Here is a 14,084-nt window from a genome sequence, read left to right on the forward strand (position 1 = left end):
GACCCCGCCACCGCGTCGGCCGAGGCCGTCGCCGAGGCACCGCTGGTCGAGGCTCCCGCCGACACCGTCGCGGGCGAGGTGGTCCTGCGCCTCACCGATGTGGTCAAGACGTTCCCCGGCGTACGCGCGCTCGACGGTGTGCAGCTTGAGGTGCGTGCCGGCGAGGTGCACTGCCTGCTCGGGCAGAACGGCGCCGGCAAGTCGACCCTGATCAAGGTGCTCTCCGGGGTGCACCAACCGGATTCCGGGCAGGTGGAGTGGCGCGGCGAGCCGGCCACGTTCACCAACCCGCAGGCCGCCATGAAGGCCGGCATCGCCACCATCTACCAGGAGCTCGACCTCGTCGAGGATCTGTCGGTGGCGGAGAATGCCTTCCTCGGGCACGAGTACCGCAGCTTCGGGTTCGTCCGGCGCGGCCGGATGGCCCGGCACACCCGGCAGATCCTCAGCCGGCTCGGCCACGGTGAGATCCCGCCCGGTCGGATGGTGCGGTCGCTGCCGGCCGCCGGCAAGCAGATCGTCAGCATGGCCCGAGCGCTGTCACACGAGGCCCGACTGATCATCATGGACGAGCCGAGCGCGGTGCTGGCCCACGACGAGGTCGGCAACCTGTTCCGGATCATCCGGGAGCTGACCGCGCAGGGCATCGCCGTCATCTACATCTCCCACCGCATGGAGGAGATCCGCGAGATCGGTGACCGGGTCACCGTACTCAAGGACGGTCGGACCACGGCGGCGAACCTGCCGGCGCGCGAAACCCCGACCCGCGACCTGGTCAGCCGGATGACCGGCCGCACCATCGAGTACGTCTTCCCGGACCGGCCGGCCGACGACCCTTCGGGTGCCGACCTGCTCCAGGTGGAGGGGTTGACCCGCTCGGGCGAGTTCGCCGACGTCTCGTTGAACGTGCGCGCCGGGGAGATCGTCGGCATCGCGGGGCTGGTCGGCTCGGGCCGTTCCGAGCTGCTGGAGACCATCTACGGTGCCCGTCTCGCGGAGGCCGGCTCGGTCCGGATGAACGGGAAGGTGCTGCGTCCCGGCGTCGGCGCGGCGGTGCGGGCCGGCATGGGGATGGCCCCGGAGGAACGCAAGAGCCAGGCGCTGCTGCTCGGCGAACCGATCTACCGCAACGTCACGCTTGCCACCTTCGGCCGGTACGCGCGGCTCGGCTTCACCAACGCCGCCAAGGAGCGCGCCGAGGCGGACCGGATCGCCGAGAGCCTGGAGCTGCGGCCCCGGGACGTGGACCGGCCGGTACGCACGCTGTCCGGTGGCAACCAGCAGAAGGTGGTGGTCGGGCGGTGGCTGCTCGGCGGCACCAAGTTGTTGCTGCTCGACGAGCCCACCCGGGGTGTGGACGTGGGCGCTCGGGCTGAGCTCTACCAGGTCATCCGGGGTTTGGCCGCCCAGGGCGTCGGGGTGCTGCTGGTCTCCAGCGAGGTGCCCGAGGTGCTGGGTCTGGCCGACCGGGTGCTGGTGATGCGGGAAGGGCGGGTCGTGCGTGAAGCAGCGGCCGGCGAACTCGACGAGAACACTGTGCTCGACCTCGTGATGGCGGGGTCCTTGATGGAAGGCGCACCGGCATGAGCGACGCGACTCCCACTCCCACCGCGACACCGGAGCGCCCGCAGCTTCCGGCCCAGTCGCCGCCGGTGGACCCGGCGGAGACGGCGGTGGCCGGCAACAAGGCAGGATCCGGGGGCAAGCTCTCCTGGTGGCGGGGTGACGGCGGCGACGGCGCGAAGCGCAACCTCGGTCTGATCGGGGTGCTGGCCGCGCTGATCCTGGTCGGCGCGATCACCAAGCCGGACCTCTACGGTGATCCGAACTGGGTCTGGAACAACGTGCTGGCGATCCTCCAGCTCGCCTCGGTCGTCGGCGTGGTCACGGTCGGGATGACCTTCGTGATCATCGGCGGTGGGATCGACCTGTCGGTGGGCGCGATCGTCGCGCTGGCCGGGGTCTGGTGCACCACTGTCGCCACCCAGAGCTACGGCGCCGGCGGCATGATCTTCGCCGCCCTCGTGGTCGGCATCTGCGTCGGCCTAGTCAACGGCGTGCTCATCTCGTACGGGCGGCTCGTCCCCTTCATCGCGACGCTCGCGATGCTGGTGGCAGCACGCGGTCTCGCCGCGTCGATCTCCAACAAGCAGACCCAGGTGTCGAGCAGCACCTTCATCAACGACATCGCAGCGCGCAAGATCATCGGGATCCCGATCCTCGTCTACATCCTGGGCGCGGTGGTGCTGGCCGGATGGATCCTGCTCAACCGCACGACCTTCGGCCGGCGGACCATCGCCGTCGGCGGTAACCCGGAGGCGGCCCGGTTGGCCGGCATCAACGTCCGCCGGCACACCATGCTGCTCTACGCGCTCTCCGGTCTCTGCTGCGGCATCGCGGCCATCATGCTCACCTCGCAGGCCACCTCGGCGCAGGCCGCGATGGCAAACCTGTACGAGTTGGACGCGATCGCTGCCGCGATCATCGGCGGGACGTTGCTCAGCGGTGGCCGGGGCACGATCGTCGGCTCCCTGCTCGGCGTCATCATCTTCGCCACGATCACCAACCTCTTCGCCATCAACGGCCTCTCCATCGAGGCGCAGAACATGGTCAAGGGCGGCATCATCGTCGCCGCCGTCCTGATCCAGCAGTTCCAGTTCAAGTCCGTCACTCGGCTCTTCGCGCGGAACAGGGTCACCACCGCAACCTGACGCACCGCACCGTTGTCCTGGCGACGTCGAGACATTCGACGGTGGCCGGGCCTCGCACACCCTCAACAAAGTCAAATCCCGCTCCCAGGAGGTCGTTCATGACCCAGCACAGTCGCGACCTGTCGCGCCGCCGGTTGCTCTTCGGTGGAGCCGCAGTTGGCGCCGCCACCCTGTTGACCGCCTGCACCAGTAACGAGACCCCGGCGGCCAGCACCCAGACCAAGGCCGCCGGCAACGCCGAAGGCAACAACGCCCCGGGCAAGAAGGTCGTCATCGGCTTCTCCGCCCCGGCCGCCGACCACGGCTGGATGGGCGCGATCCACGCCAACGCCAAGGCGCAGGCCGCCGCGTACTCCGACGTGGAGTTCAAGGAGGTCGACGGCGGGTCGAACTCCGAGGCCCAGCGCTCCACGCTCGGCACCCTCATCGCCCAGAAGCCGGACATCATCGTCGTGCTGCCGCACGACGGCAAGGAGGTCAACGCCGTTGCCCTCCAGGCGATGCAGGCGGGCATCCTGGTCGTGAACCTCGACCGGGCGTTCCCCGACGCGCTGGCCTCCCGGCTGGTGATCAAGGGTGACAACTACGGCATGGGCGTGTCGGCCGGGCACTTCATCGGCAAGCAGCTCAAGGACAAGGGCGTCACCAACCCGATCATCGGTGAGATCGCCGGCCTGGAGATCCCGCTGACCGTCGAGCGCAGCGAAGGCTTCAAGGCCGCCCTGGCGACCTACGGCTTCAAGGTCAGCAACCGCCGCTCGGCCGAGTTCACCTCGGACAGCGGTCAGCGCGAGGCGGCCCAGCTGCTCCAGGCGCTGCCGAAGATCGACGCGATCTGGAACCACGACGACGACCAGGGCATCGGTGTGCTCGCGGCCATCAAGCAGGCCAACCGGTCGGAGTTCTTCATGGTCGGCGGCGCGGGCTCCAAGCTCGCGATCGACGCGATCAAGGCCGACAACACGGTGCTCAAGGCGACGGTCACCTACAACCCGTCGATGGCCTCGTCGGCAGTTTCCCTCGCGCGGCTCATCGCGCAGGGTCGGGGCCTGGGCGACCTGACGGAGCTGCAGGTGCCCAAGGAAGTAACCCTGGCCTCGGAGACGATCACCAAGGAGAACGCGAGCAGCTACGACAAGCTCGGGTTCTGACATACGGGGGGAGACCCACCTTGTCCACGACAGACAAAGAACTGCGGGTCGGCATGGTCGGCTACGCGTTCATGGGCGCCGCGCACTCACAGGCGTGGCGCACCGTGAATCGTGTGTTCGACCTGCCGGCGCGGGCCCGGATGGCGCTGATCTGCGGTCGAGACACAACGAAGGTGGCAGACGCCGCCGATCGGCTCGGCTGGGACGCGTACACCACCGACTGGCGTGACCTGATCAACCGGGACGACATCGACGTCGTCGACATCTGCACCCCGGGTGACAGTCACGCCGAGATCGCCCTCGCCGCATTGGCCGCCGGCAAGCACGTCCTGTGCGAGAAGCCGTTGGCGAACACGGTGGCGGAGGCACGGGCGATGACCGCCGCGGCGGACGTCGCCCGGGCCGCCGGAGTGCGGTCGATGTGCGGGTTCAACTACCGCCGGGTCCCCGCGGTCACGATGATGCGTCAGATGGTCGCCGACGGACGACTTGGGGTGATTCGACACGTCCGTGCGACGTACCTGCAGGACTGGATCGTGGACCCGCAGTTCCCGCTGGTCTGGCGGTTGCAGAAGGACAGGGCGGGCTCCGGCGCGCTCGGTGACATCGGTGCGCACATCATCGATCTGACCCAGTTCGTCACCGGTCAGCGGATCAGCGGGGTCAGTGCGGTCACCGAGACCTTCGTCAAGGAGCGGCCGTTGCCGGCCGAGTCGAGCGGTCTCGCGGCCACCGTGGACGGCGGCTCGGCGCCCACCGGGCCGGTCACCGTCGACGACGCCGCGGTCTTCGTGGCCCGGCTCGACGGTGGCGCCCTGGCCACGTACGAGGCGAGCCGCTTCGCCACCGGTCGCAAGAACGCGCTGCGCGTCGAGATCAACGGCTCGCTGGGCAGCGTCATCTTCGATCTGGAGCGGCTCAACGAGCTGGAGTTCTACGACGCCACCCGGCCCAGCGTGGAACAGGGTTTCAGCCGCATCCTGGTGACCGAGGGCGACCACCCGTACATGTCGGCGTGGTGGCCTCCGGGCCACATCATCGGCTACGAGCACTCGTTCACGCACGAGATGCGCGACTTCATCGAGGCGGTCGCCACCGGCGAAGACCCGACTCCCTCCTTCGCCGACGCGTTGCAGGTCCAGCTCGTGCTGGACGCGGTGACCCGTTCGGCGGAGCTCGGCTCCTCCTGGGCCGAGGTGGAACCGGCGCTTGTCACAGCCGCCGCCTGACCTTTGACCATCCGCGATGGCGGTGTTCGCACCGCCATCGCCCGACCGGCTTTCCGAAGCCGACCGGCGAGGGACCGACCGCGGATTGCGCCCCGCGGTCGGGACGAGGTCGGCAGCGGAGAGCGTGCAGCCGGGCCGTACGGCCCGGTGGCGCACGAGCAGGACGGTCGTCCGGTGCGACCGGACCGGGATTCCCCGGCCGCACCGGAGGACCGCCGACCACCGGTGAGATCCGGAGGACCTGATGAAACCGCCCGCTGCTGCCCCCACCCGTACCGCGTTCGCTCGCCGATGTCCGGCGGGTCGTGCTCCGGTCGGTAAACCGGTGGGCACGGCGGCCTGAGACGCCCGGCCGGGGCATGCCAACGCCCCAGCCGGTCGGATGCGGGGGAGGCAGGGTCGAGACGCCGACCCGACCCTGCCTACCAGCCCCGTCTGCCCGCACCCCTACCGGGTACCGGTCCGGCGTCGTCGCCGCCGACGCCGACGTCGGAAACCGGTGTTGTCCCGGTGCGGGGCGGGCGGGCGGGGCCCATCCAGCCCGGCCGAGATGTTTCCGAAACCGGACCGTATCTTTCCGAAACATATTCTGATATTCCTATATTTGGCGGTACCGACGGTTCCTCGTGGACGGGGAAGGAGCACCATGCGAACAGGTGTCTGGCTGGTAGGAGCGCGCGGTTCCGTAGCGACCACCTGCATCGTCGGAGGGCTCGCGCTGCGAGCCGGTCTGGCCGGACCCACCGGCTGCGTCACCGAGTTGCCCGAGCTGCGCGGCCCCGCCCTGCCGGCCTTCGCGGACCTCGTCTTCGGCGGGCACGACCTGGCCACCACCCCGCTGTCCAAGCGGGCCGAGGCCCTGGCCGACGCCGGTGTCATCCCCTGGCGGCTGGTCGCCGCGCTCCCCGACGAGCTGAACGCCGTCGAGCAGGAGCTGCGCCCCGCACCGGTGGGAGCCACCCAGGCCGATCGGGCCGCCGCCGTGGTCCGCGACCTCACCAACTTCCGGGAGCGCCACGAACTGGACCGGGTGGTGGTCGTCAACGTCTCCGCCACCGAAGCCACCCCACCACCGCACCCCGCGCACGCCGACCCCGACGCGCTGCGCGCCGCGCTCGCCGGCCCCGACGAGGTGCTGCCACCCAGCTCCCTCTACGCGTACGCGGCACTGCTGGCCGGCTGCCCGTACGTCGACTTCACCCCGTCCACCGGGCTGCGGCTGCCCGCGCTGGCAGCGCTTGCCGAACAGGCCCGCCTGCCGTACGCCGGGCACGACGGCAAGACCGGGGAGACCCTGGTCAAGTCGGTGCTCGCGCCGATGTTCGCGATGCGCAACCTGGACGTGCGCTCCTGGTCCGGGTTCAACCTGCTCGGCGGTGGCGACGGCGCCACCCTCGCCGACCCGGCCGCGAACGCCGCGAAGGTGCAGAGCAAGCAGCGGGTGCTCGGCGAGACGCTCGGCTACGTCCCGCAGGGCGGCACCCGCATCGAGTACGTCGAAGAGCTCGGCGACTTCAAGACCGCCTGGGATCTGATCACCTTCGCCGGCTTCCTCGGCACCGGCATGCGGATGGAGTTCACCTGGCACGGCTGCGACTCCGCATTGGCCGCGCCGCTGGTGCTCGACCTGGCCCGGCTCACCGCCGCCGCGCACGCCGCCGGGCACGTGGGGCCGCTCACCGAGCTGGGCTTCTTCTTCAAGGACCCGCTCGGCACGCCCAGCCACTCGCTCGGCGAGCAGTGGGCCCGGCTGACCGACTTCACGCGGCTTCTGCACGGCGGGGACGGTGCCGATGACCACGCTGGCTGACCTCGCCGAGCTGGTCCGGGCGCCGGCCGCGCTCTCGGTGCCCGGCGACGTGGTCGCCGGAGCGGCGGCGGCCGGCGCGTTGGGCCCGCGTACCCCTGCCCTGGCCGGCGCTTCGGTGCTGCTCTACTGGGCCGGCATGGCCGCCAACGACTGGGCCGACCGGGGCCTGGACGCCGTGGAGCGACCCGAGCGGCCGATCCCCAGCGGACGGGTCACCCCGGCCGCCGCTGTCGGTCTCGCGGCGGGCCTCACGGTCGCCGGCGTGGGCCTGGCCGCCGCCGTGGGCGGTCGCCGCGCCGCCGCGCTCGCCGTGCCGCTGGCCGCCAGCATCTGGGGGTACGACCTGCTGGCCAAGAACACCGCCGCCGGTCCGGCCGTGATGGCCGTCTGCCGGGGGCTGGATGTGCTGCTCGGCGCGTCCGGCGGCCGGGTGAGCAGGGCGTTGCCGGCGGCGGTCACCGTCGCCGCGCACACCTGGACGGTCACCGCGCTGTCCCGCCGGGAGGTCAGTGGCGCCGACGCGGCCCTGCCGATGCGTACCCTCGCGGGCACCGCGCTGGTCGCCGCCAGCGCCGCCATCCCGCCCGGCCGACCCGCCGAGCAGGTCGGTGTGCGCAACGGCTCGGCCCGGATCGCCGCCGCGCTGCCCGCCGTGCTGGCCGGCTGGTATGCCGCCCGCTACGGCGCGGCCCAGGCCGAGGTGGTCCGGGACCCGTCGGCCGGGCGGGTCCGCGCCGCGGTCGGCGCCGGGATCACCGGCCTGCCCGCCCTCCAGGGGGCACTCACCGCGCGCGGTGGCGCCGGCCTGCTCGGGTTGGCGGTCGCGGCGGCCGCGCCGCTGGGTCGACGCCTGGCCCGGAAGGTCTCCCCGACATGACCGTTCCGCAGCCCCGATCGGCGGAGCCCGCGGCCGACGCCACGACGCTGCGCCTCGGGTACGGCACGAACGGCTTCGCCAACCACCGACTCGACGACGCGCTCGCCGTCCTCGCCGACCTCGGCTACGACGGGGTGGCGCTCACCCTCGACCACGACCACCTGGACCCGTTCGCGCCCGGACTCGCACGCCGGGTCGCCGTCCTCGCCCGGCGGTTGGAGGAGCTGGGTCTGGCGGTGGTGATCGAGACCGGGGCCCGGTACCTGCTCGACCCGTGGCACAAGCACGCCCCGACGTTGCTGCACGACGACCCGACCCGGCGCATCGAGTTCCTGCGCCGGGCCGTGCGGGTCGGCGCCGACCTGGGCGCGGAGGCGGTCTCGTTCTGGGCCGGTGTCCGACCCGAGACGGTGTCGCCGCAGTGCGCCTGGGACCGGCTGGTCGCCGGCTGCGCCACAGTGGTCGACGCGGCCGACACCGCAGGCGTCATCCTCGGCTTCGAGCCCGAGCCGGGGATGTTGGTGCAGGACATCGCCGACTGGCGTCGGCTGCGCGCGGCCCTCGGTGACCCGGCCCGGTTCGGCATCACGCTCGACATCGGCCACTGCCGCTGCCTGGAGCCGTGGCCGGTGCCGCAGTGCGTCGCGGAGGTGGCCGGGCACCTGGTGAACGTGCAGATCGACGACATGCGCCGAGGCGTGCACGAGCACCTGGAGTTCGGCACCGGCGAGATCGACTTCCCGCCGGTGCTGGTGGCCCTGGCCGAGGCCGGCTACCGCGGCCTGGTCGCCGTCGAGCTGCCCCGCGACTCACACGCCGCACCGGACGTGGCCGCCCGGTCCATCGATTTCCTGCGCGCCGCCGCCGCGACGGCCACCGATTACCACTCTGCCAGCCCCCTTTGCTCTGCACCCGCCGAGGCGACACCCGCTGACGAGGCCCCGGCGCATATGTAGGTGCAGAGCAAAGGTTGGTGGGGCGCCTGAGGCAGCACGAGGGAGGAGACGGGATGACACCGGATTCACTACGGGCCGCGCTGCGAGGCGTACCCGATCCCGATTGGCTGGACACGGCGTTGCGCCGGGTCACGACCGAGCCGACCGCGATCACCCGGCTCTTCCCCGCCGCCGGCCGGCGGTGCGGTCGGGCCGCGCTGCCCGACGCCCCCGGCTGGACCGCCGACGACGCGGCCCGGGTGCTGCTGCTCACCAGCCTGCCCGGCGACCACGCGGCGTACGCCGAAAGCCTCTACCAGCACGGTGACGCCGCCGAGCGGCGAGCCGTGCTGCGGGCCCTGCCACTGCTGCCGATCGGCGCCGCCGGGGTGCCGCTGCTGCACGACGCGATCCGCACCAACGACACCCGGCTGGTCGGCGCGGCCCTCGGCCCGTACGCCCGGCACCTCGCTCCGGCCGCCTGGCGGCAGGCGGTGCTCAAGTGCGTGTTCAGTGGTGTGCCGTTGGCGGTGGTCGCCGACCTGGAGACCCGTGCCGACGGGGAGTTGGCCGCGATGCTCGCGGCGCTGGCCGCCGAGCGGCACGCCGCCGGCCGGGAGCTGCCCGCCGACGCCACCGACCTGCTCGACCGGCTCACCGCCGCACTGCCCCGGGAGGCGTGACATGCGTATCTTCGACCCGCACATCCACATGACCTCACGCACCACAGACGACTACGAACGGATGGCCGCCGCCGGCGTACGCGCCGTGGTGGAGCCGGCATTCTGGCTGGGTCAGCCGCGCACCAGCGCCGCCTCGTTCACCGACTACTTCGACTCGCTCATCGGTTGGGAGCCGTTCCGGGCCGGGCAGTTCGGGGTGCGGCACTTCGCGACGATCGCGCTGAACCCCAAGGAGGCCAACGACCCGCGCTGCCGCCCGGTGCTCGACCTGCTGCCCCGCTACCTGGACAAGGACGCGGTGGTGGCGGTCGGCGAGATCGGGTACGACTCGATGACGCCGGAGGAGGACGAGGCGTTCGCCGCGCAACTCGCCCTCGCCGTGGCGTACGACCTGCCGGCGCTCGTGCACACCCCGCACCGGGACAAGGCGCGCGGCTGCGAGCGGACCCTCGCCGTGGTCGCCGAGTCCGGCATCGACGCGGGCCGCGTGATCGTCGACCACCTCAACGAGGTGACCGTGAAGCTGGTCCGCGACAGCGGCTGCTGGCTGGGTTTCTCCATCTACCCGGACACCAAGATGACGCCGTCGCGGATGGTCGAGCTGCTGCGGGAGTACGGCACCGAGCGGATGCTCGTCAACTCGGCGGCCGACTGGGGGCGCTCCGATCCGCTGCTGACCCGGGCCACCGGTGAGGCGATGCTGCTCGCCGGGTTCAGCGACGACGACGTCGACCGGGTGCTGTGGCGCAACCCGGTGGAGTTCTACGGGCAGTCGGGGCGGCTCGACCTCAGCGACCTGGACGTCGCCGCCAAGGTGGACCCGCAGACGGGCAACTCGATCCTGCGCGGTGGTAGCTGATGCGGCTGCGACACACCGGCGGCGACACCGTCCATCTCGGCTACTGCACGAATGTGCACCCCGCCGAGGACCTCGCCGGCATCCTCGGTCAACTGGACACCTACGCCGTGCCGGTCCGCGAGGCGCTCGGCAGTGACCTGCTCGGCCTCGGCCTGTGGCTGGCCGCCCCGGTCGCCGCCGAGCTGGCCGCCGACCCGGCGCTGCGTCGCCGGCTGCGCACCGAGCTGGACGCGCGCGGCCTGGAGGTGGTCACGCTCAACGGCTTCCCGTACGCGGCCTTCCAGGCCCCGGTGGTCAAGCAGGACGTCTACCACCCGGACTGGACCACCGAGCAGCGCCTCACGTACACCCTCGATCTGGCCCGGGTGCTCGCCGACCTGCTGCCCGACGACGCCGCCCGGGGCTCGATCTCGACGCTGCCACTGGCCTGGCGTCAACCGTGGGACACCGCTCGGGCCGACGCGGCCCGGGGCCGGCTGGACCAGCTCGCCGCGGGTCTGGCCGCCGTGCAGCGCGACACCGGCCGCGAGGTGCGGGTGGCCTTCGAACCGGAGCCCGGCTGCGTCGTGGAGAGCACCGGTCAGGCGGCCGAGCTGCTGTCCGGGATGGACACCGAGCGGCTGGGTGTCTGCGTCGACCTGGCCCACCTGGCCTGCGCCTGGGAGGACCCGGCCGAAGCCCTGCAACGACTGCGGGCGGCCGGGCTGCCGGTGGTGAAGGTGCAGGTCTCCGCCGCCGTCGAGGCGGCCGACCCGTCCGGCGGCGCGGACGCGTTGCGCCGCTGGGTGGAGCCGCGCTTCCTGCACCAGACCCGGGGCGCCGGCTGCGCGGGGTTGGCCGATCCGGCGGACCCGGCGTACGCGGCCGACGACCTGGACGAGGCACTGGACCGGGCGTTGCCCGGCCCGTGGCGGGTGCACTACCACGTGCCGCTGCACGCCCCGCCCGAGGAACCGCTCGGCTCCACGCTGCCGGTGCTGCGCGCCGCCCTGAGAGCGCTCTTCGACGGCCCGAGCGCCGGCTGCGACCACCTGGACGTCGAGACGTACACCTGGGGGGTGCTGCCGGCCGCACGACGGCCCGGCACCGACGCGGAGCTGGCCGCCGGCATCGCCGCGGAGCTGGCCTTCGCCCGAGACGAACTGGTCGGCCTCGGCCTGACCACAGAGCGATCCGTGAGCATGGGGGTGGCGCGATGAGCCGGCGACTGGTGGTCCTCGACGTGGTGGGGCTTACCCCACGACTACTGGCGCACATGCCCCGACTGCGCGGGGTCGCCGACGGCGGCTTCCGGGCCGAGTTGGGCACCGTGCTGCCCGCGGTGACCTGCTCGGTGCAGTCCACCTTCCTCACCGGCGAGCCGCCGAGCGGGCACGGGATCGTCGGCAACGGGTGGTATTTCCGGGAGCTGGGCGAGGTGCTGCTGTGGCGGCAGCACAACGCGCTCGTCGGCGGGGAGAAGCTCTGGCAGGCGGCCCGCAAGGCCGAGCCGGGCTACACCGTCGCCAACGTCTGCTGGTGGTACGCCATGGGCGCGGACGTCAACTGGACGGTGACGCCCCGCCCGGTCTACTACGCCGACGGGCGCAAGGAACCGGACTGCTACACCGACCCGCCGGAGCTGCACGACGCGCTCACCGGGCGGCTGGGCACCTTCCCGCTGTTCACCTACTGGGGGCCGACGGCCGGGCTGCCGTCGTCGCGGTGGATCTGCCAGGCGGCCGAGCAGATCCTGGCCGACGTGTCACCCGACCTCACCCTGGTCTACGTCCCACACCTGGACTACGACCTGCAACGGTTCGGCCCGTCGTCGGCCCAGGCCGCCGCCGCGGCGGCCGAGCTGGACGCGGTGCTCGGCCCGCTGCTGGACGCCGCTCGGGCCCGGGACGCCACAGTGGTGGTGCTGTCGGAGTACGGCATCACCGACGTGTCCCGGCCGGTGGACGTCAACCGCCTGCTGCGCGCCGAAGGGCTGCTGCGGGTGCACACGCAGGCCGGCATGGAATACCTCGACCCGTGGACGTCGAAGGCGTTCGCGGTCGCCGACCACCAGGTCGCGCACGTCTACGTCAAGGACCCGGCCGACGTGGCGGCGGTGGCGAAGCTCTGCGCCAACCTGCCCGGGGTCGCCGAGGTGCTCGACGCCGAGGGCAAGGCCGCACACGGGCTGGACCACCCGCGCGCGGGTGAGCTGGTGCTGGTGGCCGAGCCGGACGCCTGGTTCACCTACTACTACTGGCTGGACGACGACCGGGCACCGGACTTCGCCCGGCTTGTGGAGATCCACCGCAAGCCGGGGTACGACCCCGCGGAGCTGTTCTTCGACCCGGCCAACCCCGGTGCCGCGAAGGCCCGCGCCGGGGTGGCGCTGGCCCGCAAGAAGCTCGGCATGCGGTACCTGATGAGCGCGGTCGGCCTGGACGCCGGGGCGCGGGCGGTGCGCGGCTCGCACGGGCGGCTGCCGGACGACCCGGCGGACGCCCCGGTGCTGCTCTGCTCCGACCCGGCCGCGGCCCGGGACAAGATCGCGGCGACCGAGGTCAAGGCGTTGCTGCTGGAGCTGGCCGGGCTGGGTGGCGGCGGTTCGGACGGGCCGGGGGAGGGGTCGTGACGGTCACCGTCGCGCCCGCGGACGCCAGCGGGCTGCGGGCACGTTTCGACGCGGAGCTGGCCGGGTTCCTGGAACGGCAGGGCCCGGACTGGCCGGACGGCGCGCCGCGTGGGGTGTTCACCGCCCTGCAACGGTTCGTGCTGGCCGGTGGGAAGCGGTTACGTCCGTTGTTCTGCTACTGGGGCTGGCGCGGGGCGGGGGCGGCTGACGGCACCCCGATCGTGGTGGCCGCGGCGGCGCTGGAGCTGTTCCACGCGTTCGCGCTGATCCACGACGACATCCTGGACGGCAGCGACCGCCGCCGGGGCGAGCCGTCGGTGCACCGGCTCTTCGCCGACCTGCACGCCCGCTCGGCGTGGCGCGGCGACCCGGAGGCGTACGGGCGCAACACCGCCCTGCTCTGCGGGGACCTCTGCGCGGCCTGGTCGGACCAGATGTTCCACGAGTGTGGGCTGAGCACCGAGCAGGTGCACCGCGGGTACGGCGTGTTCGCGCTGATGCGCACCGAGGTGATCGCGGGGGAGTACCTGGACCTGGTCTCGGGTGTGGGTGACGGCTCGGTGGCCAGCGCGCTCACCGTGATCCGGATGAAGGCGGCCCGTTACACGGTGACCCGGCCGTTGCAGATCGGGGCGGCCCTGGCCGGCGCGGGGCCGGAGTTGATCGCCGCGTTGGGCGAGTTCGGTGACCCGTTGGGCGACGCGTTCCAGCTCCGCGACGACGTGCTCGGTGTCTTCGGGGATCCGGCGATCACCGGTAAGTCGGTCCTGGACGACCTGCGTGAGGGCAAGCCCACGGTGATGATGGCGTTGGCGCGCAGTGCCGCCGACCGGTCGCAGACCGCCCGGCTGCGGGAGCTGTTCGGCAACCCGGCGTTGGACGCCGACGGCGCGGCGGAGCTGCGCGCGATCATCGAGGCGACCGGCGCCCTGGAGCGGATCGAGCAGATGATCCGGGTCCGGACCGAGGCCGCGCTCAGCGCCCTGCAGAGCGCCATGGTGGGGGACGAGGCGCGCGCCGCGCTGATTGCGCTGGCCGGACAGGCGATCAACCGCCACGCGTGACCGCCGACTTTCGAACAGATCGACGAAAGTTGGTGCGGAATCACCGGAAGGTATGGACACATCGACACTCGCAACTTAGTGTCGTGACCAACACGACAATGTTTCGTCGAGGTGAACCGGCGGCGCGGTAACCCATCGACCCCCACCATCACCG

At 72.1% G+C, this 14,084-nt stretch carries 12 protein-coding genes; all 12 read left to right on the forward strand.

Annotation, left to right across the window (positions count from 1 at the left end):
• Nucleotides 1–78 precede the first annotated feature (78 nt).
• The 12 genes from AB0F61_RS28295 (at nt 79) to AB0F61_RS28350 (ending at nt 13,930) form a co-directional block, all read left to right on the forward strand.
• Nucleotides 79–1,587, forward strand: a complete 1,509-nt coding sequence (locus AB0F61_RS28295) for a sugar ABC transporter ATP-binding protein (RefSeq protein WP_357815709.1) — start codon at nt 79–81, stop codon at nt 1,585–1,587.
• Nucleotides 1,584–2,711: an ABC transporter permease gene (locus AB0F61_RS28300; RefSeq protein ID WP_357815610.1), complete on the forward strand. Its 1,128-nt coding sequence runs from the start codon at nt 1,584–1,586 to the stop codon at nt 2,709–2,711. The genes AB0F61_RS28295 and AB0F61_RS28300 overlap by 4 nt, the downstream gene beginning before the upstream one ends.
• A gap of 98 nt (nt 2,712–2,809) precedes the next feature.
• Nucleotides 2,810–3,862, forward strand: a complete 1,053-nt coding sequence (locus AB0F61_RS28305; protein WP_357815612.1) for a substrate-binding domain-containing protein — start codon at nt 2,810–2,812, stop codon at nt 3,860–3,862.
• A 20-nt stretch (nt 3,863–3,882) separates the two neighbouring features.
• Nucleotides 3,883–5,091 carry a Gfo/Idh/MocA family oxidoreductase gene (locus AB0F61_RS28310; RefSeq protein ID WP_357815615.1) on the forward strand — a complete coding sequence of 403 codons (1,209 nt, stop codon included), beginning with the start codon at nt 3,883–3,885 and terminating at the stop codon, nt 5,089–5,091.
• A gap of 646 nt (nt 5,092–5,737) precedes the next feature.
• Nucleotides 5,738–6,901, forward strand: coding sequence for an inositol-3-phosphate synthase (locus AB0F61_RS28315; protein ID WP_357815618.1), 1,164 nt, complete (start codon nt 5,738–5,740; stop codon nt 6,899–6,901).
• Nucleotides 6,885–7,778: an SCO3242 family prenyltransferase gene (locus AB0F61_RS28320; protein WP_357815621.1), complete on the forward strand. Its 894-nt coding sequence runs from the start codon at nt 6,885–6,887 to the stop codon at nt 7,776–7,778. Before AB0F61_RS28315 ends, AB0F61_RS28320 begins: the two co-directional genes overlap by 17 nt.
• A complete protein-coding gene (locus tag AB0F61_RS28325; RefSeq protein WP_357815628.1) occupies nt 7,775–8,734 on the forward strand; it encodes a sugar phosphate isomerase/epimerase family protein in 960 nt (319 codons plus the stop codon). The genes AB0F61_RS28320 and AB0F61_RS28325 overlap by 4 nt, the downstream gene beginning before the upstream one ends.
• 53 nt (nt 8,735–8,787) lie before the next feature.
• Nucleotides 8,788–9,396, forward strand: a complete 609-nt coding sequence (locus AB0F61_RS28330; protein ID WP_357815631.1) for an EboA domain-containing protein — start codon at nt 8,788–8,790, stop codon at nt 9,394–9,396.
• Between the two features lies 1 nt (nt 9,397).
• Nucleotides 9,398–10,255 (forward strand): TatD family hydrolase, encoded by an 858-nt coding sequence (locus AB0F61_RS28335; protein ID WP_357815634.1) that lies wholly within the window; start codon nt 9,398–9,400, stop codon nt 10,253–10,255.
• On the forward strand, nt 10,255–11,454 hold the full coding sequence (eboE, locus tag AB0F61_RS28340; protein ID WP_357815637.1) for a metabolite traffic protein EboE: 1,200 nt from the start codon (nt 10,255–10,257) through the stop codon (nt 11,452–11,454). Before AB0F61_RS28335 ends, eboE begins: the two co-directional genes overlap by 1 nt.
• The gene (locus tag AB0F61_RS28345) at nt 11,451–12,866 is read left to right on the forward strand and encodes a nucleotide pyrophosphatase/phosphodiesterase family protein (protein ID WP_357815640.1); all 1,416 of its coding nucleotides are present in this window, start codon (nt 11,451–11,453) and stop codon (nt 12,864–12,866) included. Before eboE ends, AB0F61_RS28345 begins: the two co-directional genes overlap by 4 nt.
• On the forward strand, nt 12,863–13,930 hold the full coding sequence (locus AB0F61_RS28350; RefSeq protein ID WP_357815642.1) for a polyprenyl synthetase family protein: 1,068 nt from the start codon (nt 12,863–12,865) through the stop codon (nt 13,928–13,930). The genes AB0F61_RS28345 and AB0F61_RS28350 overlap by 4 nt, the downstream gene beginning before the upstream one ends.
• The last annotated feature ends 154 nt before the right edge of the window (nt 13,931–14,084 follow it).

Source organism: Micromonospora sp. NPDC023888 (genome assembly GCF_040639415.1).
Lineage (GTDB): Bacteria > Actinomycetota > Actinomycetes > Mycobacteriales > Micromonosporaceae > Micromonospora.

What these genes read in the sequence shown, in the direction of transcription:
- AB0F61_RS28325 (WP_357815628.1), top strand. Translation starts at nt 7,775, where the DNA reads ATGACCGTTCCGCAGCCCCGATCGGCGGAGCCCGCGGCCGACGCCACG.
- AB0F61_RS28305 (WP_357815612.1), top strand. Translation starts at nt 2,810, where the DNA reads ATGACCCAGCACAGTCGCGACCTGTCGCGCCGCCGGTTGCTCTTCGGT.
- AB0F61_RS28335 (WP_357815634.1), top strand. Translation starts at nt 9,398, where the DNA reads ATGCGTATCTTCGACCCGCACATCCACATGACCTCACGCACCACAGAC.
- AB0F61_RS28300 (WP_357815610.1), top strand. Translation starts at nt 1,584, where the DNA reads ATGAGCGACGCGACTCCCACTCCCACCGCGACACCGGAGCGCCCGCAG.
- eboE (WP_357815637.1), top strand. Translation starts at nt 10,255, where the DNA reads ATGCGGCTGCGACACACCGGCGGCGACACCGTCCATCTCGGCTACTGC.
- AB0F61_RS28345 (WP_357815640.1), top strand. Translation starts at nt 11,451, where the DNA reads ATGAGCCGGCGACTGGTGGTCCTCGACGTGGTGGGGCTTACCCCACGA.
- AB0F61_RS28320 (WP_357815621.1), top strand. Translation starts at nt 6,885, where the DNA reads ATGACCACGCTGGCTGACCTCGCCGAGCTGGTCCGGGCGCCGGCCGCG.
- AB0F61_RS28315 (WP_357815618.1), top strand. Translation starts at nt 5,738, where the DNA reads ATGCGAACAGGTGTCTGGCTGGTAGGAGCGCGCGGTTCCGTAGCGACC.
- AB0F61_RS28330 (WP_357815631.1), top strand. Translation starts at nt 8,788, where the DNA reads ATGACACCGGATTCACTACGGGCCGCGCTGCGAGGCGTACCCGATCCC.